Raw genomic sequence first — 26,671 nt, forward strand, 5'->3', positions numbered from 1 at the left:
AGGCGCGCCAATCGCCCATCAAGGGCACGGCGTTACGTTGCGAATAGGACGGGTCCGGGAATACGGGGGCAAGATCAACTGACAACCGTGCTGACGGATATCTTCCGTTCGTCGATGGGATTCGTCGCATCTACGGCGCAGGAGTAGTAGATTGCATGCGAGAAGAGATCCCCGACTGCATGGATACTCTGAATTGCGGCTGTAGCGTGAGCTCCAACTTCTCGAAGGAACAGGTTGAAGTCGTGCCACGCGTCGCCCGAGTCGGTGAAGATGATCTCCATGAGTTCCTTCTCACGCCGTTCGGGCGATAGATAGGTCTTGATCGCCACTTCAAGCGCCTGAATGTGGATTCGGGCGTAGCTGAGCCGATCTGCTACTGACCGAAGTGCAGGCCGTGCGCGCTCAAGTTGGCTTCTTCCATGCAGCCGTTCCACGAGAGTGCGGGTTTCGTCGATGTCCCACAGATGCATGTTGGTGCAGCCAAACTTTGATTTAGACCCCGGTATTATCGTGACCGATTCAACTGTGATGCTGCCATCGAACCCTTCCGCAATGCACGCTGCAATTGCATCTGAGAATTCGTCGGTCAGAGCTGCCCCATTTTCGTCAAAGTCGTTGTCCGCCTGGAGCCGGAGGACAAGGCCGTCCCATGTGCATTGGGCGTTCCCTTGCCACGGCCGATGAGTGAACTCCTCCGTGATATCGGTCGCCGCCGCAGGACCGGCATGCTCAGGGACTCCGCTGCAGGTAAGTACGACTCGATACATGAGGCCTAACGAATGAACGGGAGTTTCCCGTCCCGAGCGATCCGCGCAGTTGCGGGGTACGGCAACCAGGTGCCACGATGGGAAGTTCGAACTCTCATCAACTCACTCGTTTGTTGGAAGGGGAAGTCCCATGGCAATCGTATCCGTTGGCATCGATCTGGCAAAGAACGTCTTTGCCATTCACGGCGTGGATGAATCGGGCAAGCCCGCGCTGGTGCGCCCCGGAGTGCCGCTCGCCAGGCTGCTCGAACTCATCGTCTCGCTACCCGCCTGCCTCATCGGCATGGAGGCCTGCTCCGGCGCCCACCACTGGGCGCGCGAGTTTGCGAAGTTCGGCCACACCGTGCGCCTGATGGCGCCCAAGTTCGTCATCCCCTACCTCCCGCTGGATGCCATTGCACATGGGCATTGAAGGTCCGCTTCGAGGTTCGCGAACATAGGACTGCTCCGGGTCGAGAACACCAATTCGCAGTTGGGGGCTGCGGACGCTCAAGATGAAGTTCCGTACGGGCAGGCGTGGCCCCCACCCCAGCCCTCCCCCAGCGGGGGAGGGAGTGAAGGCACGGCGCACCGCTCTTTGAGGTCGTGTCCAGCTCGGCGGGTGTTCAGCCGTTCCTGAACAAAAAGCTGTACGCATTGAGCGCCGGCACGCCGCCCAGGTGGGCGTAGAGCACGCGCGAGCCGGCCGGGAATTCGCCGCGGCGCACCTTGTCGATCATGCCGTGCATGGACTTGCCCTCGTACACCGGGTCGGTCAGCATGCCTTCCTGCCGCGCGCACAGGCGGATGGCTTCCAGCGTGCCTTCGTTGGGCAGGCCGTATTCGGGGCCGCCGTAGCGCGTGTCCAGCACCACGTCGTCGGCGGTGAGGTCCTGGCCCAGTTCCACCAGCTGCGCGGTGTTCTGGGCGATGCGCAGAATCTGTGCGTGGGTCTGTTCGGGCTTGGCCGATGCGTCGATGCCGATCACCTTGCGGGCACGGCCGTCCGCCGCGAAGCCGACCACCATGCCGGCCTGCGTGCTGCCCGTCACCGAGCAGACCACGATGTAGTCGAACCGGAAACCCAGCTCGGCTTCCTGCTGGCGCACCTCTTCCGCAAAGCCCACGAAGCCCAGGCCGCCATAGGGGTGCTCGGAGCAGCCGGCGGGGATGGGGAAGGGTTTGCCGCCGGCCTTCTTCACGTCGTCCATCGCCTGCTGCCAGCTGGGGCGGATGCCGATGTCGAAGCCGGCCGCGTCCAGCCGCACGTCGGCGCCCAGGATGCGGCTCATCTCGATGTTGCCGACGCGGTCGTACACGGCGTCGGAGTAGTTGACCCAGTTCTCTTGTACCAGCACGCACTTCATGCCGAGGTGCGCGGCCACGGCGGCCACCTGACGCGTCTGGTTGGACTGGATGCCGCCGATCGACACCAGCGTGTCGTAGCCGCCCGCGATGGCTTCGGGGATCAGGTATTCGAGCTTGCGCGTCTTGTTGCCGCCGAAGGCCAGGCCGCTGTTGCAGTCCTCGCGCTTGGCATACAGGTGCACCTTGTCGCCCAGATGCTCGCTCAGCCGCTTGAGCGGCTGGATGGGGCTGGGGCCGAAGGTCAGCGGGTAGCGGGGAAACTTCTGCAGGTTCAGGGTATGGGCTGTGGTGGTGGTCATGGCGTGGAGGAGCGGTTGCAACCCAGGTGCGTACAGCGTCATGGCGGCAAAACACGTGGGCATGGGGTGGAACTTCGGGTTCGTGAAAACGAAGTTCATCGTAGGGCGGCGGCGCTGCTATGAATTGCGAACTGAGCTTCAAAAACCGGCCTTCCATGCTCATTCCATGGTCTTTGTCGAATAGATGGTGTGAAATGGCCATCTGACGCAACAAATGAAAGTTCCGGCTATGGAAACACCGCTCGACCGCATTGACCGCAAGTTGCTCGAACTGCTGCAGCAGGACGCTTCTCTGCCCAACCTGGAGCTCGCCGAACGCACCCACCTCAGCCCGCCGGCCTGTTCGCGGCGGGTGGCGCGCCTGAAGGCGTCGGGCGTGATCCGCAAGACCGTGGCGCTGGCCGACCCGCGCGCGCTGGGCTACACGGGGCTGGTGATCATTGGCGTGGTGCTGGACCGCTCCACGCCGGACTCTTTCGCCGCGTTCGAAAAGGCGGCTGCCAAGCTCACCGGCTGCCTGGAGGTGCAGTTGGTCACGGGCGAGTTCGACTATTTCGTGAAGCTGCGCATCCAGGGCATCGACTCGTTCAACGAGATGCACAGCGCGCAGCTGATCGGCCTGCCCGGCGTGCGCCAGGTGCGCACCTTCGTCTGCCTGAAGGAGGTTTTCGAGACCACGGTGCTGCCGGTCATGGGGTGAACCACGATGGCGCGAGAACATCCAAAAACTTATCATTCATAAACATATTGGATGTGCGCTTCATCAAATGATCACTTCCTGAGCCAGCCCCATGCCCAAACAACGCATTTCCCTGGCCGACCTCGTCCGCAGCTCGGGCGTGCCCAGCGGCGGGGCGGGGCCGCTGTCCGCCGCCCTGGGGGGCTTTGACACACGCAGCGTCGACAGCCAGTCGCACCCGACCGTGGCCGACCTCAGCGAATGCCTGTTTTTCTCGCCCGGAGACGGCCGCATCTGGCTGCAGGACCAGCGCATGATCCTGCTGCACTCGGAGGCCCTGGGCTCGCTGCGCCGCGAACTCATCGACAGCATCGGCCTGGACAAGGCGCGTGGCCTGCTCACGCGCGCCGGCTACGTGAGCGGCGCGCGCGACGCGCAGTTGGTGCGCCAGCAGTGGCCCGACGCCGACCCGCCGGCCGCCGCCATCGCGGGCACGCGGCTGCACGCGCTCGAAGGGGTGGTCAAGGTCGAGGTGGTGCACGTCCACTACGACGCCGATTCGGGCGACTACGAAGGCGAGTTCCTCTGGCACAACTCCAGCGAGGACGACGAACACATCACCGCCTACGGCGTGGGCGGCTCGCCCGCCTGCTGGATGCAGGTGGGCTACGCCACCGGCTACGTGAGCACCCTGTTCGGGCGCCTGATCGTGTTCCGCGAGGTGAACTGCCGCTCGTCGGGCGACCCGCTGTGCCGGGTCATCGGCAAGTCGGTCGAGCGCTGGGACGATCCGCAGGAAGATCTGCGCTACCTGAACGCGCAGGCCTTCGTGGGCGCCGCGTTGCCCGAGAGCCCGGCCGCGCGCGTGGTCGATCTCGACGCCTACGCCCCCGAGCGGCCGGGGCCGGACCCGACGCTGGTGGGCGCTTCCTCGGCCTTCAACGCCGCCTGCCACATGCTGCAGCGCGTGGCGCCCACCACGGCCACCGTGCTCTTCACCGGCGAGTCGGGCGTGGGCAAGGAAATGTTCGCCAGCATGCTGCACCGCATCGGCCCACGCTGCGACAAGCCCTTCGTCGCCCTGAACTGCGCGGCCATTCCCGAGACGCTGATGGAGTCCGAGCTGTTCGGCGTGGAGCGCGGCGCCTACACCGGCGCGGGCCAGTCGCGCCCCGGGCGTTTCGAGCGCGCCAACGGCGGCACGCTGTTTCTCGACGAGATCGGCACCCTGAGCTTCGTCGCGCAGGGCAAGCTGCTGCGGGCCCTGCAAGAGGGCGAGATCGAACGCGTGGGCGGCACGCGCACGATCCCCGTGGATGTGCGGGTGGTGGCGGCCACCAACGTGGACCTGCGCCAGGCGGTGCGCGATGGCAGCTTCCGCGAAGACCTGTTCTTCCGCCTCAACGTGTTCCCGATCCACCTGCCGCCCCTGCGCGACCGGCGCAACGACATCCCGCTGCTGATGAGCCACTTCCTGGCGCACTACCAGAAGAAGCACCAGCGCAACGTGCCCGGCTTCAGCCAGGCGGCCGTGAAGGCCATGTTCAATTACGCGTTCCCGGGCAACATCCGCGAGCTGCAGAACCTGGTCGAACGCGGCGTGATCCTGGTCACCGATGGCGAGCCCATCGAGGTGCACCACCTGTTCAGCAGCGGCGAGCCGCTGACGCAGGAGGTGCTGTCGCTGGAGATGCATGGCGACAGCGCCGCCACCCTGAGCCGGGCGCCGCTGCCGGGCGCGTTCGGTCTCGCGGCGCAGCCGCAGGCCGCCGACCCCGCGGCCCGGCCGCTGGAGCAGGCCGAGGTGACCCTGCTGCGCCAGGCGATCCGGCGCAGCGGTGGCAACCTGGCCGCGGCGGCCCGCCAGCTCGGCATCAGCCGGGCCACCGTGGCCTACCGGATCAAGAAGTACGGTCTGGACGCCACCCGGCCATAACCCCGCTTGGGCGATCAGGCCCCGGCCAGGGCCGCTTTGTGGGCTTCCAGCCAGGCCGCGAAGGGCTGGGGGTCGGTGCCGGTGAGCGCCTTGAAGTCGCCGCTCAGCTCGGCCACGCGGCCCGCGGCGGTGTTGGTGTCGAAAGAGGCGAACACGCGGGCCAGGGGCTCGGGCAGACCGGCGCCGACCATGCCCTGCACCAGGCCTTCCAGCGGCACCGGCACCACCTGGATCGGCTTGCCCACCGCGGCGCTCACCAGGGACGCGATCTCCGCGGTGGTGAAGGCCTGTGCGCCGCTCAGGGTGAGGGTGCGTTGGCCGCTGGCATCGCTGGCCAGGGCGGTCGCCGCCGCGCGGGCCAGGTCGTCGCGCGCGATGTAGGCGACGCGGCCGTCGCCGGCGGCGCTGTACCACTGGCCCGAGGCGAGGGCCGAGGGCACCGACATGAAGAGGTTTTCAAAATACCAGTGGTTGCGCAGCACCGTCCAGCCCGGCAGGGCGCTGGCGGCCAGGGCTTTTTCCGTGCCCGCGTGATCGGGCGCGATCAGCAGCGGGGAGCCTTCGGGCAGGGGCATGGAGGTGTAGACCACGTGCTGGACACCGGCGGCCTGCGCGGCGGCCACGGCGTTCTGGTGTTGCTCCAGGCGGCGGCCCGGGCGGTCCAGCGCATCCGTGCTGATGAGCAGCAGGCGCTTGGCGCCGGCGAAGGCGTTGCGCAGCGAGGCCGCGTCGTCGAAGTCGGCGCTGCGCACCGTGACGCCCAGGGCCGCCCAGGCGGCCAGGCTCTCGGGCTTGCGGCTGGTGGCGATGATCTGGTTGGCCGGCACCTTCAGGGTGTGGACCAGGTGCTCCAGCACGCGCTGGCCGAAATGGCCGGAGGCGCCGGTCACGAGCAGGGGATACGACGAGGTCAAGGGCATGAGAGAACTCCGGAAAAAAATGACAAACCACCTGAAAGTGGTGAAAATCGGGCTTCTGATACCAAATCGGTAGTCAGTTCCGAAATGGTAGTTATGTCCGGTTTGGGCCTCAAGTAGGGAGCCCGCCGTAACCTGGTTACTGGAAAGTAACGAAAGGCTTTCAAGATGGGGCTTCACAAGCCAAAGGCACCGCTGTCGGAGTTGTGCCCGATCCGCGATGTGCTGGATCGTCTGGGCGACCGCTGGACCGTGCTGGTGCTGCACGAGCTCGCGCTCGGCACCCTGCGGTTCGGCGAGTTGCGCAAGCGCATCGAAGACATTTCCCCCCGCATGCTGTCGCAGACCCTGCGCCAGCTGGAAGAGGATGGCCTGGTGGGCCGGGAGGTGTTCGCGAGCGTTCCGCCCCGGGTGGACTACACCCTGACCGCGCTGGGCGAGTCGTTTTTCCAGAGCATCCAGTCCATGCTGCAGTGGGCGGTGCAGAACCAGGAGGCGGTGCACGCCGCGCGGCGCGCCTACGTGGCGCCCCAGGCCATCGCGGCCAAGTAGGCGGGGATCAACCCCGCAGCGTGGTGGTGAGCGCGGGGCTCAGGGCGTGGTGGCCAGCGCCTGCGGCTCGGGCAGCTGCACCTGGTCGTCGGTGCTGAACTGGTAGTCCTTGAACACGTGTTCCGCGCTGAGCAGCTGGTAGCTGCCGTCCGCATGGCGCACCGTGGTGTCCTTCAGGCGCCAGGTCAGCTGGCCGCAGGTCCAGATGTCGAAGTTGCGCATGTGGGTGCACAGGCAGGTCTTGTCCATCACCGAGATGCGGCGCACGCCCGGGTGGGCCGCCACCTCGCGGTTGTACGAGGTGACGTAGGCGCATTTGCCGTTGGCGTCGAGCAGGTAGCCGTAGGCCTCGCAGTTCGGGCGGATGCCGTCGCCAATGCCCGGGCTGCTCTTGATCATGCGCATCGGGTAGCCGGTGGGCGAGATCTCGTTGACTTCGATGTCTTCCTCGTTGGCCTTGAAGTATTCCTGCTTGATGTCGTCGGGCAGGCCGCACTCCTGGGTGACGGTGAAGCGCGTGGCCACCTGCACGCCCGAGGCGCCCATTTCCATGAAGCGCACGGCGTCGCTGCCGGTGAAGATGCCGCCGGCCGGAATGACCGGGATGTCCAGCTGCTCGGCCTTCATCCAGGCCAGGATCTCGGCCACGATGGTGGCCAGGTCGTACTGTGCCCAGTCCATGCCGAACCCCAGGTGGCCACCGGCCAGCGGGCCTTCGACCACCACGTAGTCGGGCAGGCGGTTCAGGCGGCTGTTCTTCTTCAGGAACAGCTGCAGCGCGCGCAGCGAGGACACGATGATGCCGAGCTTGGCGTGGCGGAAACGCGGGTGGTCTTCGATCAGCGCGAACGAGCCCAGGTGCAGGCCGGCGGCCAGCGTGATGCCGTCGATGCCCGCGTCCAGCGCGGAGGCCATGCGCACCCGGAGGGTTTCCTTGGGGCCGTTCATCGTCAGCTTTTCCATGCAGTTGATGAACACCATGCCCGGGCCTTCCTTGCGGGCCATGGTGTGTTCCACGTGCAGGCGCGTGGCCTCGGCCAGGTCGCCCAGGTCGAACTTGACGGCCGACTTGTCTTCCGAGTTGACGTTGTACTGGTACATCGCCTGCTTGGCCTTGACGAACTTGGTCTTGTAGCGGCGGTCCGTGACCGTCTTGACCATGGCGTCGGAAATGTGGCCCACGCCGCCCAGCCGGGCGGCCTGCAGCGCGAGGTCGGAGGACGAGATATCCACGCCCATGCCACCAATCACGATAGGCACCAGTTCCTGTTGGCCCATCTGCAGGCGGAAGTCGTCCAGACGTTTCATATTCGGTTTCTCGATTTCTCGGTTTCAGCCCGGTTTGACCCGGCCCAACGATCGTTTGTTGAACCTGGGATTATGAACCGCGCCACCCCCGCAGGGGCGCAAGGCCCCATGGGGCGAATCCGTTGAACGGGCGCACCCGGTGTTCAAGTTCAGGCCTGACGGTGCGACAGAGGTGACAAAATGCAAGCAAATCAGAGGGGCACACCATGTCAGGACAGGTTGGGCCGCCCCGCAAGGGGTTGCAGCATCGGACGCTCGGGGTGGGTGGTGGCGCGCGCCGGCCGGTCGCGCCACCCTGCGCCGATCGGGCGCCCGCCGTGGAGCCGGCTCTGTGACGCCGGGCCGCTGGCTCGTGCAACTGCCGGGCCGTTGGCTGGCGCCCTTGCTGCTGGCCCTGTTTGCCCTGCTGGCCGCGCTGCTGAACCTTGGCTTGCAGTGGCGCGCGATGGACGAGCGGATCACCGGACAGGAGTCCGCCCGGCTGCGCGAGCGCCTGGGCCTGGAGCAGACCCTGGTGGAGCTGCAGAACAGCCATGACAGCGGCGTGCTGGCGCGGCGCCTGGTGGGCAGCCTGGGCCCGTACAGCGGCATGGAACGCGCCTGGCTGGTCCAGGGCGATGGCCGGGTACTGGCCTCGCTGAGCCCGGCCGATGTCGGGCGCCCGTTGCCCGAGGTGCTGGGGGCCGAGGCTGGGCTGTTCGAGTCCTGGAGCTTGCCGCCCGGCGACAGCCGCGCCAGCGAGATCCGGGTGGCCCGGCCGCCCGGGTCGCTGCGTGTGGTGGGGATGGCGCCGATCCAGCCCGACCGGCAACTGTTGACCGTGGTGGATCTGGGCCCCGCTCTGGCGGCGCGCGAGGCCGAGCTGCGCAACGAGGTGCTGCGCGAGGCGCTGTTGCTGCTGGTGCTGTCGGCGTTGCTGGCCTGGGTGCTGCACCACGTCTGGTTCCTGCGTGCGCAGCGGCTGGTGCACACCCTGAGCGAGATCGGCCGGGGCCAGCTGGAGGCCCGCAGCGGCTTGCAGGGGCGCGACGAGTTGGCGCGCATCGGCCAGGAAGTCGACCTGATGGCGCAGCGGCTGCAGACCGATCAGGCCGAGATCCGGCGCCTGAACGCGGTGGTGAACCGCTCGCCCGCGGTGGTCATCGAATGGCGCGATGCACCGGGCTGCCCGGTGGACTACGTCAACGACGCGGTGTCCCAGTGGGGCTACGACAAGGCCGACTGGCTCCAGGCGCCCTGGCGCTTCGACGACCTGATCCACCCCGAAGACATGGACCGCGTGCTGACGCAGGCCGCGCACCACCACGAACACGGTCCGGACGAATACCAGCAGGAATACCGCCTGCACCGTGCCGATGGGGGCTGGGCCTGGGTCGGCGACCGCACCACCCTGCGGCGCGACGCGGCGGGCCAGGTCGTGGGCTCCAGCGGCATCCTGGTGGACATCACGCCCCAGAAGACGGCCCAGGTGGCCGCGATCGAACAGGCCGAACTGCTGCGGCTGTTTTACGAACTGCCCTTCATCGGCATGGCGATCTCTTCGCCCACCAGCCGGCGCTGGCTGCAGGCGAACGACCGGCTGTGCGAGATCCTGGGCTACGGGCGGGACGAACTGTTGAGCAAGACCTGGGCCGAGATGACGCCCGAGCCCGACCTGCAGATCAATCTGGGGCATTTCCAGGACATGCTCGCGGGCCGGTGCGAGAGCTACCAGCTGGGCAAGCGCTTCGTGCGCAAGGACGGGCACTTCGTGCACACCGAGATCCACGTGCGTGCGGTGCGCCACGCCGACGGCTCGCTCAAGCACCTGTTCACCACCATCCAGGACGTGAGCGAGCGCGTGCGGGCCGAGCAGGCCCTGCAGGCGTCCAAGGCCGAACTGGAGCAGCGCGTGGCCGAGCGCACCGAGCAGCTCAGCGAGGCCAACCGCGAGCTCGAAGCCTTCTCGTATTCGGTTTCACACGACCTCAAGGCCCCGCTGCGTGGCATCGACGGCTACAGCCAGCTGCTGCAGGAGGAATACGCTGACCGGCTCGACGACGATGGCCGCCAGTTCCTCGGCCGCATCCGCCGCGGCGTGCAGCAGATGAGCGACCTGATCGCCGATCTGCTCGACTACTCGCGCATGGAGCGCCGCGCCATGGAGCTGCAGCCGGTGGAGCTGGAGCAACTGGTGGACGAGGTGATCGAAAGCCACGCCGCCGACATCGACGGCAGCGGCTGCGCGCTGAGCCGCGCGCTCGAACCCATGACCCTGGTGCTGGACCGGGACGGCATGGCGGTGGTGTTGCGCAACCTGATCGGCAATGCCGTGAAATTCAGCCGGGCCAGCGCGTCTCCCCGCGTGGAAATCGGGGCCCGCAGCGAGGCGGGCAGGCGTATCCTGTGGGTGCGCGACAACGGAGTGGGTTTTGACATGAAGTACCACGACCGCATCTTTGGCATCTTCCAGCGGCTGCACCGGGCCGAGGACTACCCCGGCACCGGCGTGGGCCTGGCGCTGGTGGCCAAGGCGGTGCAACGCATGGGTGGTCGCGTCTGGGCCGAGAGTTCCCCGGGTGACGGGGCCACGTTCTATCTGGAGTTTCCTGCATGAGCAAAGCCATCAACATGCCGCCGATCCTGCTGGTCGAGGACAACCCCATGGACCTGGACCTCACGCTGCGGGCCTTCGCCAAGCGCAAGTTCTCCAACAGCATCCAGGTGGCGCGCGACGGCGAAGAGGCGCTGGCCTTCCTGCCGCGCTGGGCGGCTGGGGAGGCCATGCCGGCCGTGATCCTGCTGGACATCAACCTGCCCAAGGTGAATGGCCTGGACGTGCTCAAGCAGCTCAAGTCGCACGAGCAGTTCCGCCGCATCCCGGTGGTGATGCTGACCTCGTCGCGCGAACACAGCGACCTCAAGGCCGCCTACGACCTGGGCGTGAACTCCTATATTGAAAAGCCGGTGAGCTTCAGCAAGTTCATCGAGGTGGCCGGCCAGATCGAGCTCTACTGGTGCGTGCTCAACGAGCGGCCCGTCTGAATTTTCCAGTGCGACAAGGACAAGAACCATGCTGAAAATCCTGATTCCCGTGGATGGATCGGAACTCTCTTTGATGGCCGTGCGCTACGCGCTGCGGCTCACGGGCTGGGGGCTCAAGGCGCGTTTCGTGGTGGCCAATGTGCAGCCCACGGCCAATCTCTACGAGCTGGTGGTGGCGCACGATCCGGCCGTGTTGCAGAAGGTGGCGGAGGAAGCGGGCCACGATCTCATCGCCCCGGCGGTGCAGTTGCTGCAGGCCGCCGGTCTGCAGGTGGAGCAGGACGTGGCGATTGGCGATCCGGCGCACGTGCTGGTGGACATGGTGGAGCGCAACGGCTGCGGCGCGCTCATCATGAGCGCGCGCGGCAGCAGTGGCCTGAGCGCGGCGGTGCTGGGCTCGGTGTCGCAGGAGCTGGTGCACCTCTCGCCTGTGCCGGTCACTGTGGTCAAACCGCTGGCCGACTGATTTCTCTGGGCTCCCCCTGGGGGGCTGCCGCTGGCAGGCCTGCTCTGTGGGGGGGCGCGCATGCTGGGTGGCCGACTGCGCTCATGTCCCCCGGGCCGTTCCGGCCCTCCTCCTTGACTTCGCTTCGTCAGCCACCCAGCATGCGCGACTTGCCTGCGGATGGGCGCTCGACGCGGGGAGCCCGTGTGCACCATGTTCTCGGGGTGACTCCCGACGCAGGCGCGCCCGTGCGTCCGTGGCTTGGCGGGGCGGGGTGTTCTGCACAGCGAAGTCAAGGAGGAGGGCCGGAACGGCCCGGGGGACATGAGCGGCGCAGAGCGCCCCGATCCGCCAAGCCTGCGAGGTAGCCTGTCTTCTTAGAATTACGTTTAGAGAAACGTATTTACTGATGTGAAATTATCGGCTACAGTCCAGCCCTGACAACGCCGCCGCATTTCGCACGCGCGGCGACAACGAAGGAGCAAACGACGGATGGCCACCTACACCTACCCCACCTTCCCGTACCGCGGCCCGGCCGACCTCATGCAGGGCGCGCCGCAGCGCAAACCGCTGGTGGTCATCGGCGCCGGCCCGGTGGGTCTGGCCGCCGCCATCGACGCCCGCCTGCAGGGGTTGGAGGTGCTGCTGTTCGACGAAGAAGACAGCGTCTCCTTCGGCTCGCGCGCCGTCTGCTACGCCAAGCGCGCGCTCGAAATCCTCGACCGCCTCGGCGTGGGCGACCCCATCGTCGACAAAGGCGTGAGCTGGAACGTCGGCCGCACCTTCTTGCGCGAAGAAGAGGTCTACCGCTTCAACCTCGTGCCCGACGCCGGCCACAAACGCCCGGGCATGATCAACCTGCAGCAGTACCACCTGGAAGAGGCGCTGGTGCGGCGCGCCGAGCAACTCGGTGTGGACCTGCGCTGGAAATACAAGGTGGCGGGCGTACAGCCTTTGGACGATGGCGCCCGCGTCAGCGTGGAGACGCCCGATGGCCCCTTCGAGATCGACGCCGACTGGCTGATCGTGGCGGACGGTGCGCGTTCCAACGTGCGGCGCCAGCTCGGCCTGGACATCGAGGGCCATGTGTTCAAGGACCGCTTCCTGATCGCCGACGTGATCATGAAGGCCGACTTCCCCGCCGAGCGCTGGTTCTGGTTCGACCCGCCGTTCCACCCCAACCAGAGCGTGCTGCTGCACAAGCAGAGCGACAACGTCTGGCGCATCGACTTCCAGCTCGGCTGGGACGCCGACCCGGAAGAAGAGAAGAAGCCGGAAAACATCATCCCGCGTGTGAAAGCCATGTTGGGCGACGAGCGCGAGTTCGAGCTGGAGTGGGCCAGCATCTACACCTTCCAGTGCCGGCGCATGAAGCACTTCCGCCACGGCCGCCTGCTGTTTGTGGGCGATGCGGCGCACCAGGTCTCGCCGTTTGGCGCGCGCGGCGCCAACTCCGGCTTCCAGGACACCGACGACCTGCTCTGGAAACTCGCGTTGGTCATGAAAGGCCTGGCGCCCGAGGCCCTGCTCGATACCTACGACGCCGATCGCACCTATGCGGCCGACGAGAACATCCGCAACTCCACCCGCTCCACCGACTTCATCACACCCAAGAGCGCGGTCAGCCGCCTGTTCCGCAACGCGGCGCTGGAACTGGCGCGTACCCAGCCGTTTGCCCGCAAGCTGGTGAATTCGGGCCGCCTCTCGGTGCCGGCCTTCCTGGTGAACTCGGCGCTGAACACGCCCGACGTGGACGCCTTCGAAGGCGACATGGTCCCGGGCGCGCCGCTGGACGACGCGCCGGTGCGTGTGGCCGGGCAAGACGGCTGGCTGCTCGACCAGCTGGGCAACTGCTTCAAGCTGGTCGCCTTTGCCGACAGCGTGGAGCAGATGGATCCGGCGCTGCGCGCACAGGCCGCCGCGCTGGCGAGCGGTGCCATCCCAGTGGAGGTGGTGCTGGTCACGGCCCACGCGGGAACCGCCGCAGCCGGCCTGACCGTGCTGCACGACCGCGACGGCATGGTGGACCAGCGGCTCGACGCCCGCCCCGGCACCTGCTACCTGGTGCGCCCCGACCAGCACGTGGCCGCGCGCTGGCGCCGCTTCGACGTGGTCGCGGTGCGCAGCGCGCTGGCCCGCGCCACCGCGCAGGACACGGCTTCAACCGCCGCCCAGCGCCCCGCCACGCAAGCGGTCGCCGCCTGAACCCGAACACCGAGGAGACCCCCATGCCCCTGCAACTCCAGCCCAACCTCGCCGAACCCGGTCAGCGCTACTTCCGCGACTTCACGCCCGGCGACGATTTCTACGAAGCCCTCATCGACACCCACCGCGACCTCAGCGACGAGCAGAGCCAACTGCTCAACGCCAAGCTGATCCTGCTGCTGGCCAACCAGGTGGGCGACATCAGCGCCCTCAAGCAAGCCCTCGCGATCGCCCGCGAAGGCGTCTGAACCCATTCACCCGAAGGAGAACACCATGTCCAACATCCGCAAGATTCACCACGTCGCCTACCGCTGCAAGGACGCCAAGACCACCGTCGAGTGGTACCAGAAGCACCTGGGCATGAACTTCGTGCTCGCCATCGCCGAAGACCAGGTGCCGTCCACCCACGCGCCCGACCCCTACATGCATTTGTTCATGGACGCGGGTGGCGGCAACATCCTGGCCTTCTTCGAGCTGCCCAACGCGCCCGAGATGGGCCGCGACCCGAACACGCCCGACTGGGTGCAGCACATCGCGCTGGAAGTGGACACGGTCGAAGAACTCGAAACCACCAAGGCCCGCCTGGAAGCCGCCGGCATTCCGGTGGTGGGCGTCACCGACCACACCATCTTCAAGAGCATCTATTTCTTCGACCCCAACGGCCACCGCCTGGAGCTGGCCGCCAACACCGCCACGCCCGAGATGATGAAGAAGCTCGACGACGTGAAATGGGACATGCTCAATGAGTGGGATAAGACCAAGCGCGCGCCCAAGCACGCCGCCTGGATGCACGAAAAAGAGTTCACGGCGGTTTGAACCGTGCGTAGCCGATTCCCGCCTTGCCGTCCATCGGAAAGTAGGGGGTAAAAGGGCTCAAGTTCGCTCGGCACGGGCCGAAACCCCTGAGAACAGCGGCCGTGTTTTTTCGGATCGCTGACTCAGTGGAGAAGGGATCTGCCATGTTGAGCATCAACTCCGGCCCGGCCGTCGCCTGGCCCACCGCTGCGCCGGTGACGGTCGCACCGGTCAGCGCCGTCACCGCCATTGCCCCCGCGCAGCGTTCATCGGGCGATGGCAACGCGGGCCTGGACTCGGGCCGCCGCGGTCAGACGCAGAACGGCGGCGCGCCAGCGGCCGATGCGCCCGAAGCGGCGCCCTTGCTGCCGCGCGAACGGACCGATGGCGGACGTGAGCAGGCGTCGGCCGAAACGGCGGATGCGGCGGCCAAGGCCGAGCAGCACGAGCGGGCGCAGGACAAGGCCGAAGAAAAGGCGGCGAAGCTGAAGCTGCAAGAGGTGCTGGCCAATGTCTGGAAAGCCAGCGCGGCGGTGGTGGACGCGGTGCTGGGCCGCGACGGGGCCGGCCCTGCCCCGGCGCAGGGCGACGACCCCGCCCGGTCCGCGCCCGATCCCTCGTTGGTGGCGGCCGCGCAGCCACTGCCTGGCGAAGTGCTCCAGGCCGATAGCGTCAGCGATCTGCGTGACACGCAGGACGTGGTTGCCTACGACGAGCGCGGCGCCAGCAGCCTGGCACCGCCGGAGTCGGGCAGCCTGGTCAACCAACGGGTTTGAAAAGAAGCACCCCCGCCGCGCTGCGCGCGACCCCCTCAAGGGGGCGGCACTGGCCGTCCGGCAAAGCCGGCCCGGCGGTGCCCGAAGGGGGCTTAAATGCGGTGGCGCACGCCGCCCGGGCTGCTCGCCAGGCGGGCCAGCAGCGCGTCGGCGATCTGCGTCAACGGCAGGATCTCGTGGGCCGCGCCGTACTGGATGGCCATGCGGGGCATGCCGAACACCACGCAGCTGGTTTCGTCCTGCACGTAGTTGTAGCTGCCGGCGTCCTTCATCTCGCGCATGGCCTGCGCGCCGTCGGCGCCCATGCCGGTGAGCATGATGCCCAGCGCGTTCGGGCCCAGCACCCGCGCGGCCGACTTGAACAGCACCTCGACCGAGGGCCGGTGCCGGTTCACCGGCTCGGTGTCCTCGACCACGGCCACGTAGTTCGAGCCGCTGCGGTCGATGCGCAGGTGGTGGCCGCCGGGGGCGATGTAGGCGTGGCCGGGCAGGATGCGCTGGCCGTCGCTCGCTTCCTGCACCTGGATGCGGCACAAGGTGTTGAGCCGGTTGGCGAAGCTGGTGGTGAAGCCCGGCGGCATGTGCTGGGTGATGACAATGGCCGGCGAGTCGGCCGGCATGCGGGTCAGCACCTCGCGGATGGCCTCGGTGCCGCCGGTGGAGGCGCCGATGCAGATCACCTTTTCGGTGGACAGGCGCGGCAGCGGGGCGCGGGGCGCGTCGGCCACGGCGCCGCTGTGGGCCGGGCGGGCGTCGGGCGCGGCCGTCGGGCTGGCCAGGCGGTGCACCTGCGCGCTGGCGGCCACGCGGATCTTGTCCACGATGTCGCCGGCCAGTTCGTTCAGGCCGCTGCTCACGCCGATGCGCGGCTTGGCCACGAAGTCCACCGCGCCCATTTCGAGCGCGCGCAGGGTGGTCTCGGCGCCCTGTTCGGTCAGGGTGGAGACCATCACCACGGGCATGGGGCGCAGGCGCATCAGGCGCGAGAGGAACTCCAGCCCGTCCATGCGCGGCATTTCCACGTCGAGCGTGATCACGTCGGGGTTGAGCTCGCGGATCATCTCGCGCGCCACCAGCGGGTCGCTGGCCGCGCCGACACAGCGCATGTCGGGTTGCCGGTTGATGATTTCGGTGAGCAGACTGCGCACCAGCGCGGAGTCGTCCACCACCACCACTTTGATCTGGGCCATGGTTGTGTTTCGTCAGAAGAGATCGATTGAGCCGCCAGAAGTCGCCTTGGCCACCACCGCGGCGCTGCCCTTGCGTTCCTGGGTTTCGAGGGTGTCGGGGTGCGAATGCGCGAGCCGCTTGACCATGGCCTTGCCGCTGGCGGGGAAGTAGCAGACCTTGCGCGGATGGATGTCCAGCACGTCCTTGGAGACGATGGCGATGCGCTCGGTCTGCAGGTAGTCCAGCACGAACCGGGTGTTGCGCTCGCCCACGTTCAGGCTGGTGAAGTTGTGCATCACCTGGCCGCCGCCAAACACCTTGGCCTGCATGCTTTCGCGCCGGGCGCCGAGCTTCATCATCTCGTTGATCAGCAGTTCCATCGCGTAGGAGCCGTAGCGGCCCGAGGTGTCGGCGCCGCCCTCGGGCAGCATGAAGTGGTTCATGCCGCCCACGCGCGCCTGGGGGTCCCAGATGCAGGCGGCGATGCACGAGCCCAGCACCGTCATGATCAGCATGTCGTCGGCGGTCACGAAGTACTCGCCCGGCAGCACCTTGACCGCGTCGTGCCCGAAGTGCGGGTCGTGGAAGAAAAACGCGGCCTCGCCCGGCTTGCGCGGCCGGGCCTTGAGCGCGTCCAGCGACGGGCTCTTGGTGACGCTGCCCACCCGGCTGACCAGGCCCGCGTTGGGCAGGGCCAGGGCGGTGCGCGCGCCGAGTGCCTGTGGCATGGCGGATTCAGACGCGCTCATAGACCGTCTTTCCCCGCAGTTCGAAGTGCTTGCGGGCGTCGCTGAAGTTCTCGGCGTGGCCCACGAACAGCATGCCGCCGGGCTTCATCACGCGGTGGATGCGTTCGAGCACGCGGCGCTGCGTTTCCGCGTCGAAATAGATCATCACGTTGCGGCAGAACACGATGTCGAAGGGCTCGCTGAACGGCAGTTCCTCGATCAGGTTCACGCTCAGGAACTCCATGTGCTTTTGCAGCTCGGGCTTGACGCGCATCAGGCCCGCGTTGCCGCCCTTGCCGCGCATGAAGAAGCGCTGCAGGCGCTCGGGGCTCAGGCCCTTGACGCCGTCGCTCTTGTAGACCCCCTGCGCGGCGGTGGCCAGCACCTTGGTGTCGATGTCGCTGTTGACCAGGTGGAACGATCCGCCCGACCCCAGGGCTTCGGTGGCGGTCATGGCGATGGAGTAGGGCTCTTCACCGGTGGAGGCCGCCGAGCACCAGATGCGCCAGTCGTGCCCGCGCCGCGCGCGCATCAGCTCGTCCAGGATGGTGAAGTGGTGCTGCTCGCGGAAGAAGGCGGTGAGGTTGGTGGTCAGCGCGTTGATGAACTCCTGCCACTCGGGGCCGTCGTGCTGCTCCAGCCAGTCCAGGTACGCCTTGAAGCTGGTGTGGCCGGTGTCGCGCAGGCGGCGCGAGACGCGGCTGTACACCATGGCGTGTTTGCCGTCGTGCAGGCTGATGCCGGCGCGTTTGTAGATCAGGGCCTTGATGCGCGTGAAGTCGCCGTCGGTCCAGACGAACTCGCGCCCCTGGGCCAGCGGGCCTTCTTCTTGAGGGGCCGGCAGCACAACGGGAGCACGGCGGGGGAGGGTCGTCTGCTGCAGCATGGGGTGTCCTGACCGGTGGGTTGGGCGCGGGCCTGGGGCCCGCGAGAGGGGTTCAGTGGCGTGAGCGCCTCACCAGGCCGGAGGTGTCGAGGATCAGCGCGACCTTGCCGTCGCCCAGGATGGTGGCGCCCGAGATGTTGGGCACCTTGCGGTAGTTGGACTCCAGGTTCTTGATCACCACCTGCTGCTGCCCGAGCAGCTCGTCCACCATGAGCGCCACACGCGCGCCCTCGGCCTCCACCACCACCATGATCGGGCTGGCCGCGTTGTATTCGAAACGCGGCACCTGGAACACCCGCTCCAGCTCGATCACCGGCATGTACTCGTCGCGCACCTTCACCAGCTGCGCGCCCTGGGCCACGGTGTTGATGTCCTTCGGGTTGATCTGGAACGACTCGATCACCGACGACAGCGGCAGGATGTAGACCTCGTCGCTCACGCGCACCGTCATGCCGTCCATGATGGCCAGCGTGAGCGGCAGGCGCACCTTCACGCTCATGCCGTAGCCCTCGGCGGAGTCGATCTCCACCGTGCCGCCGAGCGAGGCGATGTTCTTCTTGACCACGTCCATGCCCACGCCACGGCCCGACACGTCGGTGACGACCTCGGCGGTGGAGAAGCCCGGCGCGAGGATCAGGCCCCAGACCTCGGGGTCGCTCAGCGAATCGGGCGCGTCCATGCCTTTTTCGCGGGCCTTCTGGAGCAGCTTCTGGCGCGAGAGGCCTTTGCCGTCGTCGCGCACCTCGATCAGGATCGAGCCGCCCTGGTGGGACGCCGAGAGCGTGATGGTGCCGTGTTCGGTCTTGCCCTTGGCCAACCGCTCCTCGGGTGGCTCGATGCCGTGGTCGCAGCTGTTGCGGATCAGGTGCGTCAGCGGGTCGGTGATCTTCTCGATCAGGCCCTTGTCGAGCTCGGTCGCTTCACCGTGGGTGATCAGCTCGACCTTGCGGCCCAGCTTGCCCGCCAGATCGCGCAGCATGCGCGGGAAGCGGTTGAACACCACCGACATCGGGATCATTCGGATCGACATCACCGCTTCCTGCAGATCGCGGGTGTTGCGGTCCAGGTCGGCCAGGCCGGCCAGCAGGGGCTGGTTGGCGGTGCTGTCGAGCTCGCGGCTCTTTTGCGCCAGCATGGCCTGGGTGATGACGAGTTCGCCCACCAGGTTGATGAGCTGGTCCACCTTGCTCACCGAGACACGCAGCGTGCTCGATTCGAGCTGGGCCGTGCTGGGGGCGGCGCGGGCATCGGCCTTGGGAGCCGCCTTGGCCGGGGCGGCGCTGGCCGAGGGCGTGCCACCCGCTTCGAGCGGTTGGGCGGGTGCGCTCGGCGGGGGCGAGCCCGGGGAACCTTCAAAGAAGCCGAAGGCCGTGCCTTCGCCGCCCGCCACGGGAGCGGCCGACTGGGCCGCCAGGATCGCGGCCGGATCGACGATCTGGATCTGCTCCTTGCTCACATGGAAGGTGAACAGGTCGAGCAGGTCGGTGTCGCTGGCCGTGGTGAGCGCGCGGAAGATGCGGCGGTCTTTCTGGTCGCAGGGCAGAGGGCTGATCTCGCCCAGGCCCGGGATGTCGCGGAACAGCTCGGCGATGCAGTCGGCCTCGCTCGGATTCTCCAGCGGGCCGATGTGGATCTCCAGCTCGCGCGTGGCCGGGGCGGCCTTGCGTGCCGCCGGGGCGGCGGCGGGCGGGGGCACGATGGCAATGGCGGGGGCGGCGCTGGGCGCGGGCGCCGCGGCGGGCGGGGCCACCAGCTCCGGTTCCGCCTCGGCATCGCCCTGCGCCAGCACGGCGATGCGGGCCACCAGCGCGTCGGTCGGCGGGGAGTCGGTGCTGCGGCCCTGGTGGCGCGCCAGCAGCAGGCGCAGCGCGTCGGACGATTCGAGCAGCACGTCCACCATCGCGGCGTTGGGCTGGAGCTCGTGGCGGCGCAGCTTGTCCAGCAGCGACTCCATCTGGTGCGTGAGTTCGGCCACGTCGGCAAAGCCGAAGGTGGCGCCGCCGCCCTTGATGGAGTGGGCGCAGCGGAAGATCGCGTTGAGCTCCTCGTCGTCGGCCTGCTCCAGGTCCAGCTGCAGCAGCATCTGCTCCATCTGGTCCAGGTTTTCGCCGGCCTCTTCAAAAAAGATCTGGTAGAACTGGCTCAGGTCGATGTTGTCACCGAGGTGTTGGCCGTCGTTCATCATTTCACCCATGGGGGACTCCTTGCCTGTGTGGCGTGTGCGCTCGTGGGGCGACTGTTCAGCGGATGACTTTCTGGATGACCTCGATCAGGCGGCCCGGATCGAACGGCTTGACCAGCCATCCGGTGGCGCCGGCGCTGCGCCCGGCCTGCTTCATCAGATCGCTCGACTCGGTGGTCAGGATCAGGATGGGGGTGTTCTTGAACTTGGGGTGCTCGCGCAACCGGCGCGTGAGCCCCAGGCCGTCCAGGCGCGGCATGTTCTGGTCGGTCAGCACCAGGTCGATGGCGTGGGTCTGGGCCTTCTCCAGCGCGTCCTGCCCGTCCACCGCTTCCACCACGTGAAAACCCGCGCCAGTCAGGGTGAACGACACCATTTTTCGCATGGAGGCCGAGTCGTCTACGGCAAGAATCGATTGCATGGAGTACTCCGTGTTTCGAACAGATATCGACAGAAAGAGGGTGGGCTTGAACAGCGCATCGTCAGAACAATTCGATGGAACCCGCGTCCATCTCGCTTTGCGTCACCGGGCTGGGGCGCTCGGGCACCGGGTCCAGGCATATTGGCAGCTCGCCTTCTTCCGGTTCCATGGTTTCGTCGGCCAGCTTCCAGGCGCAGCCCTGAAGAATCTTGCCGGTGTGCACCAGCAGCTGGGTCGCCATGTCGTGGAACTGCAGTTCGGTCACGGCCTGGTGCAGGCTGTGGCGGATGCGGTGGAGGTCCTCGTCGTCGTGGCGCGCGAGGTGGGCCAGCGCGTGGTTGGCGGAGCCGAAACGCTCCAGCAGATTGCCCGTGGCGTGGTCCAGCAGGCCCTCAAGGCGTTGCAGATCGGTCATGGCCATGAGCAGGGCGTCCTGCACATCGGCCACCAGACTCACGGGCAGCGAGACGGACGGCTGGGGCTGTGGCATCGTCGGTTGGTCCATGGTGTGGGCGAGGTGTGGCCTGGCGGTGGAAGGGCGGGCATTACAATTTTCCCGACCTGTGATCCTCTGTATCGGCAGATAACGGGCCGAATTCAGCGCCATTTCGTGGCGTTGTCCACGCGTCCCAGCACGGCGTGCTTTATTCAAGGCGTCCAACCCCTCTCACCATGAACGCAGCGCCCGCCCCCGATCTTTTGGACAAGTCCCCGGTCCGCATCCTGCATCTGGAGGACTCGCGGGTGGACCACGCTCTGGTCAAGTTCGCCCTGCAGCGCAGCCAGATGCCCTGCGAGCTCACCCTGGTGGATTCGCTCGACGATTTCCGCCGGGAGCTGGCCGACGGGCGCCACGACATCGTGCTGGCCGACTACCACCTGCCCGGTTTCACCGGCCTGGACGCCTGGGACGTGGCCCGGGCCTGCCACAGCGAGCTTCCGTTCGTGATCCTCTCAGGCGCCATCGGTGAGGCCGCCGCGGTCGAGGCCATGCACCGCGGCGTGAGCGACTACCTGCTCAAGGACAGCATGCACCGGCTGTCGCACGTGATCGAGCGCGCCCTGGAAGTGAGCGAGACCCGCCGCGCCAAGGCCCGCGCCGACGCCGAGCTGGCCGACTCGCGCCACCGGCTGGCCGAGCTCGCCGAACACCTGCAGACCAGCATCGAACAGGAGCGCGCCGATATCGCCCGCGAGATCCACGACGACATCGGCGGCGCCCTCGCCGCCGTGAAGCTCGACCTGGCCTGGGTCGGGCGCCGCGTGGCCGACGAGGAGATCAGCACCCACGTGAACAACGCGCTGGAGATGTTGCAGCACGCGCTGGGCGCGAGCCAGCGCATCATGATGAACCTGCGCCCGCCCATCCTCGACCAGGGGCTGGTGGCGGCGGTTCAGTGGCTGGCGTCGAGCTTCGAGCGGCGCACCGGCCATCGCGTGCTGGTGCGCCGCTCGTCCGAATTCATCGATGTGCCGCGCGAGGTGCAGCTGGTGGCCTACCGCACCGCGCAGGAAGCCCTGACCAACGTCAGCAAGCACGCGCAGGCCAGCGCGGTCGACATCGACCTGAACGACCGCGAAGGGGTGTTGACCCTGGAAGTGAAAGACAACGGGCGGGGCATGGGCCCCGAGGCGCTGCGCAAGGCCAAGTCGTTTGGCCTGCTCGGGCTCAAGGAGCGCGCCGAAAAGGTGGACGGCTGGCTCGACGTGAGTTCTTCCCCGCGCGGCACCTCGGTGATCCTGTCGGTGCCGCTGCGCGCATCGACGAACCCCGACAATGCAGATGCTGACAAGGAGGACGACCATGATCAAGGTGATTTTGTGTGACGACCACGCGATGGTGCGCCGCGGCATCCGCGACACCATCGCCGAGGCGGTGGACATCCAGGTGGTGGGCGAAGCCGGCAGCTACCCCGAGCTGCGCGAACTGCTGCGCAAGACCCCGTGCGACGTGCTGGTGCTCGACCTGAACATGCCCGGGCGCGGCGGGTTGGAAGTGCTGGCCGCGCTGCGCGAAGAGGGTTCGCCGGTCAAGACCCTGGTGGTCTCCATGTACCCGGAAGACCAGTACGCCATCCGCTGCCTGCGCGCCGGCGCGCGCGGCTACCTGAACAAGGCGGGCGAGCCCGCCGAACTGGTGAACGCCGTGCGCACCGTGCAGCAAGGCCGAAAATACGTCACCGCCGACGTGGCGCAGATGCTGGTGGACAACCTCAGCGCGCCCGAAAGCGAAGAGCTGCACGCCAGCCTGTCCGAGCGCGAACTGCAGACCCTGCAGAAGATCGCCACCGGCAAGAAGCTCTCCGAAATCGCCGAAGAACTCATGCTCAGCCCCAAGACCGTGAGCGTGTATCGCGCGCGCGTGCTGGAGAAACTGCACATGAGCAACAACGCGGAACTGACGGTTTACGCGATCCGCAACAGCCTGGTTTGAGGGGTTGCGGTTCAGACTTGAGTCCGGCCCCATGAGCATCAATTCTCGGCACCTTGCGGCAGCGCAGTTCACGGGTATTGCCACATTTTGTGCTTCAACGTGGTGGTCCCTTCTGTTTCCAATCAACGAGGCGGCCGAACAACTGCGGCTTATTTTTGCTCCCGGCTATGAGCTGCGGCCATTTTTTACATGGCTGGCTGTGTCGTCGATTGTTACCACCGCTGTAGCAATGTCGTACTGGTTTAGGCCGGCTGCGGCCCGCCCCTGTTCTTCCGTTTTGCTCGGTGTTTCCGTTGTGCTCTTTGGGTTGGCTCTATGGTGGTTTGATGTCACCTTTATTTTTGCTTATGGGCTGGGTTTGTTCTTTGCCGCATGGGTATGGCTAGGGTCCAACACTGCGATCAAGAGGGGGCGCGCCGCAAATCCGGTGAATTCCCACGCCAGAACTCCGCATGGCAGGTGAATTGCGTTTCGTCGTTGTTGAAGTCCATATGAGTCCATGGGAGGCTCATATCACTCGTGCGCTGCTGCAATCCGAAGGGGTTCCGGCCTTTCTTGCCAATGAGCATCATGTTTGGGCCAACTGGTCTGCATCGCTCATGCTTGGTGGCGTGAGGCTTCTCGTGCCCGCCCTGCACCTTGAGCCAGCGCGAGCTGTTCTTGCCATGCGAGACCGCGGCGAACTCCAGGCGGCCTTGGCTGCGCAAATCGGGCCAAGCGTGGACACCTGCCCAAAATGCGGTTCCACAGAGTTCACTGAGAACCGAAGCTGGCTTTCAGTTGCCTTGTCGCTCGCACTGCTTTTTTCTTGCAAGGCTTTCTTTCCTCCCATCAAAAACCGGAAGTGCACAGCCTGCGGGAGTGTCGGGCTCTGAGCTTTAACAGACCGCCTCCCAAGGGTTGATGATGCTCAGCCCTGCAGCCTCGAAAGGACGCGTGTCGCGTGTGGCAACCATGAGCCCATGTGCTGCCGCCGTCGCGGCGATATAGCCGTCCGCCATGCTTATTGCCCTTCCTGCCGCCCTCGCCTGCGACATCAGGTCTGCATAGGCCTGTGAGGCATCCAGGTCGAAGGGAAGAACGCGCCCCGTGAAGGCCGGCAATACGTCTCGCTCCAGGCGATCCAGATAGACCGTGCGCCGTTTGCCTGCCGGCATCGCCGCCAAGCCAAAGCGCAGTTCCGCCACGGTCACGGCGGACAGGTACAGCGTTTCTATCGTCTGAGCATCGAGCCATGCCAGCACACGCGCATCGGGCGCGAGCTTCCACGATTCGGAAATCACGTTGGTGTCGATGAGGATCATTCAAACCTCATCGGCTCGGCCGGGGTCTTGTCGCGGAGTTGGTTGAACTGCTCCGCTTCCGTGTCGGTCAGCACCCCCGCTTCACGGGCGATGGAGGCCAGCAAGGAACCGAGCTTGATACGCTCCGGTGGCCGAGCGGCAGCTTCCAGAATGTCGCGGATTTCAGCCTCGGTGCTGTGGCCATGATGGGCCGCCCGCACACGAAGCGCACGGTGCACCTCATCGGGCAGATTTCTGACGGTAACGACGGCCATGACTTCATCTCCTGTAATTGCCATCAATGATGTCACTATAGTCAAAGTGAAGTCAACTCGCAAAATGAGGCAAACCCACCGCAATAACCTCGTGCAGCCGCCTTCCCAGGCCGCTCCGGCATACTGACCCGATGGTCACATCCCACTCGATCTGGAGTCCTTTGCGACAACCCGCTTTTCGGGGGCTCTGGGTGTGTGGCGGGGTCTTTTTCATTGGCGCGGGCATGCAGACCATGGCCGCTGCCTGGCTCATGGTCGAGCTCACTGGCTCGTCGTTTCTGGCCGCGCTGGTGCAGACTGCGGTGTTCCTGCCCATGTTCCTGTTGGCGCTGCCCGCGGGCGTGCTGGCCGACACCACCGACCGGCGCCGCCTGATCTCGGGCGCGCTGATCGCGCAGGTGGGTGCCTGCGCCCTGCTGGCGGCGCTGGTGCTGGCCGGCTGGGGCGGGCCGGCCTCGGTGCTGTTCCTGGTGTTCGTCTGCGGCTGCTGCACGGCCGTGCTCACGCCGGCCTGGAACTCGTCGGTGATCGACCCGGTGCCGCGCGACGAGTGGCCGCAGGCCATCACCGCCATCGGCATTGCCTACAACGCCGCGCGCGCCATCGGCCCCACGCTGGCCGGCCTGCTGTTCGCGCGGCTGGGCGCGGGCTGGGTGTTCGTGGTCACGGTGTTCACCACGGCGGTGATGTGGGAGTCGATCCGCCGCTGGCCGCCGCGAGCGCACCCGCCTTCCAGCCTGCCGGCCGAGCGGCTCTGGGGCGGCACGCTGAGCGGCCTGCGCTTTGCCTGGCACTCGCGCATGATCCTGGCGCAGCTGGTGCGCGTGATGGCTTTCAGCGCCGCCGGCTCGGCGCTGTGGGCGCTGCTGCCGGTGATCGCGCAGCGCCAGCTCGGCACCGGCGCCGAAGGTTTCGGCCTGCTCATGGGCTGCCTGGGCACCGGCGCGGTGGCCTCGGGCCTGGTGATCGGGCGCGTGCGGGCCCGCTTCGGGCTCGACGGCATCGTGGCCGCCAGTTGCGCGGCGTTTGCCGCCGTCATGCTGGTGGGGGCCTGGGTGCGCGTGCCGCTGCTGGTGTACGCCGCCATGGCCGTGGGCGGCGCGGCCTGGATGGCGACCATGTCCACCTTCAACACCGCCACCCAGGCCAGCGCACCGCCCTGGGTGCGTTCGCGCGCGGTGGCGCTGCACATCGTGTCCGCGCTGGGCGCGTTCGCCATCGGCTCGGCGTTCTGGGGCGCGGTCTCCGACATCGCCGGCCTGACCGCCGCGCTGTCCGCGGCCGGCGTGCTCATGGCCGCGGGCCTGCTGCTGGCACGCCCGTTTCCGCTGCGCGTGGGCGAGGCGCACGACGTGACCCAGGGCACGCCCTGGGACGAGCTGTTCGTGGAAGCCGAGCCCAGCCCCGAGGCCGGCCCGGTGGCGGTGGAGGTGGGCTACCGCATCCGGCCCGGGGAAGACAAGGCCTTTCTCGACACCATCGCCCGCATGAAGGCCCCGCGCCGGCGCGACGGCGCCACCTTCTGGCGCGTCTACAAAGACCTGGGCGAACCCTCGCGCTACGTGGAGCGTTTCATCGTCGCCTCGTGGGCCGACTACCTGCACCAGCGCGCCCGCGCGACCCTGGCCGACGGCGCCATCGAAGCCGAGGTGCGCGCCTTCCTGGCGCCGGGCGAGGCCGCGCGCATGTCGCACTACATCGCCGAGCGCTGACCCCCTGAACCCGTTCCCTGCATCAACCCTGGACACCCGATGAACGCACTCGAACTGAAGATCCCGCCCGTGGCCCTGGCGCTGCTGGTGGGCGCGGCCATGTGGGGCGTGTCGGCGTGGGCGCCTGCGCTGGCCGGGCCGCTGCCCCGCCTGCCGGCCGTGGCGCTGCTGCTCGTGCTGGCCGGCGCGCTCGTGGCCCTGCTCGGTGTGGCGTCTTTTCGGCGCGCGAAAACCACTGTGAACCCGACCACGCCCGGGGCCGCGTCCGCGCTGGTGGACAGCGGCATCTACCGCTTCAGCCGCAACCCCATGTACCTGGGCCTGCTGCTGGTGCTGGCCGGGTGGGGCCTGTGGCTGGCCCATGCGCTGGCGCTGCTCGGGCTGCCGGCCTTCGTGGTGTACATGAACCGCTTCCAGATCGGCCCGGAAGAGCGGGCGCTCACGGCGCTGTTTGGCGACGTGTTCACCACCTACCGGCACAAGGTGCGGCGGTGGATCTGAGAGGCTGAGCGCCGCGTTGCACTGGGTTG

Annotated in this window: 28 protein-coding genes and 1 pseudogene; 17 read left to right on the forward strand and 12 right to left on the reverse strand. The window is 67.1% G+C overall.

The window, feature by feature from the left end; genetic code table 11:
* Positions 1-74: 74 nt before the first annotated feature.
* Entirely contained in the window at positions 75-767 is a 693-nt protein-coding gene (locus AC07YZ_RS14000) for a hypothetical protein (RefSeq protein ID WP_494795182.1), read from the reverse strand.
* A 130-nt stretch (positions 768-897) separates the two neighbouring features.
* Between AC07YZ_RS14000 and AC07YZ_RS14005 the strand changes: the two are divergent.
* Positions 898-1,146, forward strand: a pseudogene (locus AC07YZ_RS14005) (IS110 family transposase); the annotation flags it as partial.
* Positions 1,147-1,372: 226 nt separating this feature from the next.
* On the opposite strand, the gene AC07YZ_RS14010 reads toward AC07YZ_RS14005, so the two are convergent.
* Positions 1,373-2,389, reverse strand: a complete 1,017-nt coding sequence (locus tag AC07YZ_RS14010) for a 1-aminocyclopropane-1-carboxylate deaminase (RefSeq protein ID WP_494795404.1) — start codon at positions 2,387-2,389, stop codon at positions 1,373-1,375.
* Between the two features lie 253 nt (positions 2,390-2,642).
* Between AC07YZ_RS14010 and AC07YZ_RS14015 the strand changes: the two genes are divergently transcribed.
* On the forward strand, positions 2,643-3,113 hold the full coding sequence (locus AC07YZ_RS14015; protein WP_226494426.1) for an Lrp/AsnC family transcriptional regulator: 471 nt from the start codon (positions 2,643-2,645) through the stop codon (positions 3,111-3,113).
* Between the two features lie 91 nt (positions 3,114-3,204).
* Positions 3,205-5,028: a sigma 54-interacting transcriptional regulator gene (locus AC07YZ_RS14020; protein ID WP_494795183.1), complete on the forward strand. Its 1,824-nt coding sequence runs from the start codon at positions 3,205-3,207 to the stop codon at positions 5,026-5,028.
* 14 nt (positions 5,029-5,042) lie between these two features.
* Here the strand turns inward: AC07YZ_RS14020 and AC07YZ_RS14025 are convergent, their stop codons facing one another.
* A complete protein-coding gene (locus tag AC07YZ_RS14025; RefSeq protein WP_494795184.1) occupies positions 5,043-5,948 on the reverse strand; it encodes an NmrA family NAD(P)-binding protein in 906 nt (301 codons plus the stop codon).
* Between the two features lie 165 nt (positions 5,949-6,113).
* Here AC07YZ_RS14025 and AC07YZ_RS14030 point away from each other — a divergent pair, with 165 nt between their 5' ends.
* A complete protein-coding gene (locus tag AC07YZ_RS14030) occupies positions 6,114-6,497 on the forward strand; it encodes a winged helix-turn-helix transcriptional regulator (protein WP_226494423.1) in 384 nt (127 codons plus the stop codon).
* A gap of 39 nt (positions 6,498-6,536) precedes the next feature.
* Here the strand turns inward: AC07YZ_RS14030 and AC07YZ_RS14035 are convergent, their stop codons facing one another.
* Entirely contained in the window at positions 6,537-7,805 is a 1,269-nt protein-coding gene (locus tag AC07YZ_RS14035) for a nitronate monooxygenase (RefSeq protein WP_226494422.1), read from the reverse strand.
* A 331-nt stretch (positions 7,806-8,136) separates the two neighbouring features.
* On the opposite strand from AC07YZ_RS14035, the gene AC07YZ_RS14040 reads away from it, so the two are divergent.
* The 7 genes from AC07YZ_RS14040 (at position 8,137) to AC07YZ_RS14070 (ending at position 15,050) form a co-directional block, all read left to right on the forward strand.
* A complete protein-coding gene (locus tag AC07YZ_RS14040; RefSeq protein WP_494795185.1) occupies positions 8,137-10,401 on the forward strand; it encodes a PAS domain S-box protein in 2,265 nt (754 codons plus the stop codon).
* A complete protein-coding gene (locus tag AC07YZ_RS14045; RefSeq protein ID WP_494795186.1) occupies positions 10,398-10,829 on the forward strand; it encodes a response regulator in 432 nt (143 codons plus the stop codon). Before AC07YZ_RS14040 ends, AC07YZ_RS14045 begins: the two co-directional genes overlap by 4 nt.
* A gap of 28 nt (positions 10,830-10,857) precedes the next feature.
* The gene (locus AC07YZ_RS14050) at positions 10,858-11,295 is read left to right on the forward strand and encodes a universal stress protein (protein WP_494795187.1); all 438 of its coding nucleotides are present in this window, start codon (positions 10,858-10,860) and stop codon (positions 11,293-11,295) included.
* A gap of 471 nt (positions 11,296-11,766) precedes the next feature.
* Positions 11,767-13,479 carry an FAD-dependent oxidoreductase gene (locus AC07YZ_RS14055; RefSeq protein ID WP_494795188.1) on the forward strand — a complete coding sequence of 571 codons (1,713 nt, stop codon included), beginning with the start codon at positions 11,767-11,769 and terminating at the stop codon, positions 13,477-13,479.
* Between the two features lie 23 nt (positions 13,480-13,502).
* Entirely contained in the window at positions 13,503-13,727 is a 225-nt protein-coding gene (locus AC07YZ_RS14060; protein ID WP_226494417.1) for a DUF2783 domain-containing protein, read from the forward strand.
* Positions 13,728-13,752: 25 nt separating this feature from the next.
* Positions 13,753-14,295 (forward strand): VOC family protein, encoded by a 543-nt coding sequence (locus AC07YZ_RS14065; protein ID WP_226494416.1) that lies wholly within the window; start codon positions 13,753-13,755, stop codon positions 14,293-14,295.
* 143 nt (positions 14,296-14,438) lie between these two features.
* Positions 14,439-15,050, forward strand: a complete 612-nt coding sequence (locus tag AC07YZ_RS14070) for a hypothetical protein (protein WP_226494415.1) — start codon at positions 14,439-14,441, stop codon at positions 15,048-15,050.
* A gap of 92 nt (positions 15,051-15,142) precedes the next feature.
* Here AC07YZ_RS14070 and AC07YZ_RS14075 read toward each other — a convergent pair whose 3' ends face one another.
* The 6 genes from AC07YZ_RS14075 to AC07YZ_RS14100 form a co-directional block, all read right to left on the reverse strand.
* Positions 15,143-16,240 (reverse strand): protein-glutamate methylesterase/protein-glutamine glutaminase, encoded by a 1,098-nt coding sequence (locus AC07YZ_RS14075; protein WP_226494412.1) that lies wholly within the window; start codon positions 16,238-16,240, stop codon positions 15,143-15,145.
* 12 nt (positions 16,241-16,252) lie between these two features.
* The gene (gene cheD, locus AC07YZ_RS14080) at positions 16,253-16,948 is read right to left on the reverse strand and encodes a chemoreceptor glutamine deamidase CheD (protein ID WP_494795189.1); all 696 of its coding nucleotides are present in this window, start codon (positions 16,946-16,948) and stop codon (positions 16,253-16,255) included.
* 7 nt (positions 16,949-16,955) lie between these two features.
* Positions 16,956-17,834, reverse strand: coding sequence for a CheR family methyltransferase (locus AC07YZ_RS14085; protein ID WP_226494410.1), 879 nt, complete (start codon positions 17,832-17,834; stop codon positions 16,956-16,958).
* Positions 17,835-17,886: 52 nt separating this feature from the next.
* A complete protein-coding gene (locus tag AC07YZ_RS14090; RefSeq protein WP_494795190.1) occupies positions 17,887-20,028 on the reverse strand; it encodes a chemotaxis protein CheA in 2,142 nt (713 codons plus the stop codon).
* A 46-nt stretch (positions 20,029-20,074) separates the two neighbouring features.
* On the reverse strand, positions 20,075-20,437 hold the full coding sequence (locus AC07YZ_RS14095; RefSeq protein WP_226494408.1) for a response regulator: 363 nt from the start codon (positions 20,435-20,437) through the stop codon (positions 20,075-20,077).
* A gap of 61 nt (positions 20,438-20,498) precedes the next feature.
* Positions 20,499-20,927, reverse strand: a complete 429-nt coding sequence (locus AC07YZ_RS14100; RefSeq protein ID WP_226494407.1) for a hypothetical protein — start codon at positions 20,925-20,927, stop codon at positions 20,499-20,501.
* A gap of 182 nt (positions 20,928-21,109) precedes the next feature.
* Here AC07YZ_RS14100 and AC07YZ_RS14105 point away from each other — a divergent pair, with 182 nt between their 5' ends.
* From AC07YZ_RS14105 to AC07YZ_RS14120, 4 genes are read left to right on the forward strand one after another with little or no spacing between them, the layout of a single operon-like run.
* Positions 21,110-22,264 carry a hybrid sensor histidine kinase/response regulator gene (locus AC07YZ_RS14105; protein ID WP_494795191.1) on the forward strand — a complete coding sequence of 385 codons (1,155 nt, stop codon included), beginning with the start codon at positions 21,110-21,112 and terminating at the stop codon, positions 22,262-22,264.
* Positions 22,242-22,871, forward strand: coding sequence for a response regulator (locus AC07YZ_RS14110; RefSeq protein WP_068171679.1), 630 nt, complete (start codon positions 22,242-22,244; stop codon positions 22,869-22,871). Before AC07YZ_RS14105 ends, AC07YZ_RS14110 begins: the two co-directional genes overlap by 23 nt.
* Positions 22,872-22,902: 31 nt before the next feature.
* Positions 22,903-23,334 (forward strand): hypothetical protein, encoded by a 432-nt coding sequence (locus AC07YZ_RS14115; RefSeq protein WP_494795192.1) that lies wholly within the window; start codon positions 22,903-22,905, stop codon positions 23,332-23,334.
* On the forward strand, positions 23,324-23,746 hold the full coding sequence (locus AC07YZ_RS14120) for a putative signal transducing protein (RefSeq protein ID WP_494795193.1): 423 nt from the start codon (positions 23,324-23,326) through the stop codon (positions 23,744-23,746). Before AC07YZ_RS14115 ends, AC07YZ_RS14120 begins: the two co-directional genes overlap by 11 nt.
* Positions 23,747-23,749: 3 nt before the next feature.
* On the opposite strand, the gene AC07YZ_RS14125 is transcribed toward AC07YZ_RS14120, so the two are convergent.
* Positions 23,750-24,175 (reverse strand): type II toxin-antitoxin system VapC family toxin, encoded by a 426-nt coding sequence (locus AC07YZ_RS14125; RefSeq protein WP_494795194.1) that lies wholly within the window; start codon positions 24,173-24,175, stop codon positions 23,750-23,752.
* Positions 24,172-24,429, reverse strand: coding sequence for a FitA-like ribbon-helix-helix domain-containing protein (locus tag AC07YZ_RS14130; protein WP_494795195.1), 258 nt, complete (start codon positions 24,427-24,429; stop codon positions 24,172-24,174). The genes AC07YZ_RS14125 and AC07YZ_RS14130 overlap by 4 nt, the downstream gene beginning before the upstream one ends.
* A 131-nt stretch (positions 24,430-24,560) precedes the next feature.
* Between AC07YZ_RS14130 and AC07YZ_RS14135 the strand changes: the two genes are divergently transcribed.
* Both AC07YZ_RS14135 and AC07YZ_RS14140 read left to right on the forward strand, forming a co-directional pair.
* Positions 24,561-26,141, forward strand: a complete 1,581-nt coding sequence (locus tag AC07YZ_RS14135) for an MFS transporter (RefSeq protein ID WP_494795196.1) — start codon at positions 24,561-24,563, stop codon at positions 26,139-26,141.
* A 39-nt stretch (positions 26,142-26,180) separates the two neighbouring features.
* Positions 26,181-26,642, forward strand: coding sequence for a methyltransferase family protein (locus tag AC07YZ_RS14140; protein WP_494795197.1), 462 nt, complete (start codon positions 26,181-26,183; stop codon positions 26,640-26,642).
* Positions 26,643-26,671 lie beyond the last annotated feature (29 nt).

The sequence above is a fragment of the Hydrogenophaga sp. GW101-3F08 genome (genome assembly GCF_059424585.1).

What these genes read in the sequence shown, in the direction of transcription:
- AC07YZ_RS14125 (WP_494795194.1), bottom strand. Translation starts at nt 24,175, where the DNA reads ATGATCCTCATCGACACCAACGTGATTTCCGAATCGTGGAAGCTCGCG.
- AC07YZ_RS14045 (WP_494795186.1), top strand. Translation starts at nt 10,398, where the DNA reads ATGAGCAAAGCCATCAACATGCCGCCGATCCTGCTGGTCGAGGACAAC.
- AC07YZ_RS14105 (WP_494795191.1), top strand. Translation starts at nt 21,110, where the DNA reads ATGAACGCAGCGCCCGCCCCCGATCTTTTGGACAAGTCCCCGGTCCGC.
- AC07YZ_RS14020 (WP_494795183.1), top strand. Translation starts at nt 3,205, where the DNA reads ATGCCCAAACAACGCATTTCCCTGGCCGACCTCGTCCGCAGCTCGGGC.
- AC07YZ_RS14140 (WP_494795197.1), top strand. Translation starts at nt 26,181, where the DNA reads ATGAACGCACTCGAACTGAAGATCCCGCCCGTGGCCCTGGCGCTGCTG.
- AC07YZ_RS14065 (WP_226494416.1), top strand. Translation starts at nt 13,753, where the DNA reads ATGTCCAACATCCGCAAGATTCACCACGTCGCCTACCGCTGCAAGGAC.
- AC07YZ_RS14060 (WP_226494417.1), top strand. Translation starts at nt 13,503, where the DNA reads ATGCCCCTGCAACTCCAGCCCAACCTCGCCGAACCCGGTCAGCGCTAC.
- AC07YZ_RS14025 (WP_494795184.1), bottom strand. Translation starts at nt 5,948, where the DNA reads ATGCCCTTGACCTCGTCGTATCCCCTGCTCGTGACCGGCGCCTCCGGC.
- cheD (WP_494795189.1), bottom strand. Translation starts at nt 16,948, where the DNA reads ATGCCACAGGCACTCGGCGCGCGCACCGCCCTGGCCCTGCCCAACGCG.
- AC07YZ_RS14075 (WP_226494412.1), bottom strand. Translation starts at nt 16,240, where the DNA reads ATGGCCCAGATCAAAGTGGTGGTGGTGGACGACTCCGCGCTGGTGCGC.
- AC07YZ_RS14110 (WP_068171679.1), top strand. Translation starts at nt 22,242, where the DNA reads ATGATCAAGGTGATTTTGTGTGACGACCACGCGATGGTGCGCCGCGGC.
- AC07YZ_RS14055 (WP_494795188.1), top strand. Translation starts at nt 11,767, where the DNA reads ATGGCCACCTACACCTACCCCACCTTCCCGTACCGCGGCCCGGCCGAC.
- AC07YZ_RS14035 (WP_226494422.1), bottom strand. Translation starts at nt 7,805, where the DNA reads ATGAAACGTCTGGACGACTTCCGCCTGCAGATGGGCCAACAGGAACTG.
- AC07YZ_RS14090 (WP_494795190.1), bottom strand. Translation starts at nt 20,028, where the DNA reads ATGGGTGAAATGATGAACGACGGCCAACACCTCGGTGACAACATCGAC.
- AC07YZ_RS14000 (WP_494795182.1), bottom strand. Translation starts at nt 767, where the DNA reads ATGTATCGAGTCGTACTTACCTGCAGCGGAGTCCCTGAGCATGCCGGT.
- AC07YZ_RS14050 (WP_494795187.1), top strand. Translation starts at nt 10,858, where the DNA reads ATGCTGAAAATCCTGATTCCCGTGGATGGATCGGAACTCTCTTTGATG.
- AC07YZ_RS14095 (WP_226494408.1), bottom strand. Translation starts at nt 20,437, where the DNA reads ATGCAATCGATTCTTGCCGTAGACGACTCGGCCTCCATGCGAAAAATG.
- AC07YZ_RS14120 (WP_494795193.1), top strand. Translation starts at nt 23,324, where the DNA reads ATGGCAGGTGAATTGCGTTTCGTCGTTGTTGAAGTCCATATGAGTCCA.
- AC07YZ_RS14135 (WP_494795196.1), top strand. Translation starts at nt 24,561, where the DNA reads ATGGTCACATCCCACTCGATCTGGAGTCCTTTGCGACAACCCGCTTTT.
- AC07YZ_RS14030 (WP_226494423.1), top strand. Translation starts at nt 6,114, where the DNA reads ATGGGGCTTCACAAGCCAAAGGCACCGCTGTCGGAGTTGTGCCCGATC.
- AC07YZ_RS14115 (WP_494795192.1), top strand. Translation starts at nt 22,903, where the DNA reads ATGAGCATCAATTCTCGGCACCTTGCGGCAGCGCAGTTCACGGGTATT.
- AC07YZ_RS14015 (WP_226494426.1), top strand. Translation starts at nt 2,643, where the DNA reads ATGGAAACACCGCTCGACCGCATTGACCGCAAGTTGCTCGAACTGCTG.
- AC07YZ_RS14070 (WP_226494415.1), top strand. Translation starts at nt 14,439, where the DNA reads ATGTTGAGCATCAACTCCGGCCCGGCCGTCGCCTGGCCCACCGCTGCG.
- AC07YZ_RS14100 (WP_226494407.1), bottom strand. Translation starts at nt 20,927, where the DNA reads ATGCCACAGCCCCAGCCGTCCGTCTCGCTGCCCGTGAGTCTGGTGGCC.
- AC07YZ_RS14130 (WP_494795195.1), bottom strand. Translation starts at nt 24,429, where the DNA reads ATGGCCGTCGTTACCGTCAGAAATCTGCCCGATGAGGTGCACCGTGCG.
- AC07YZ_RS14085 (WP_226494410.1), bottom strand. Translation starts at nt 17,834, where the DNA reads ATGCTGCAGCAGACGACCCTCCCCCGCCGTGCTCCCGTTGTGCTGCCG.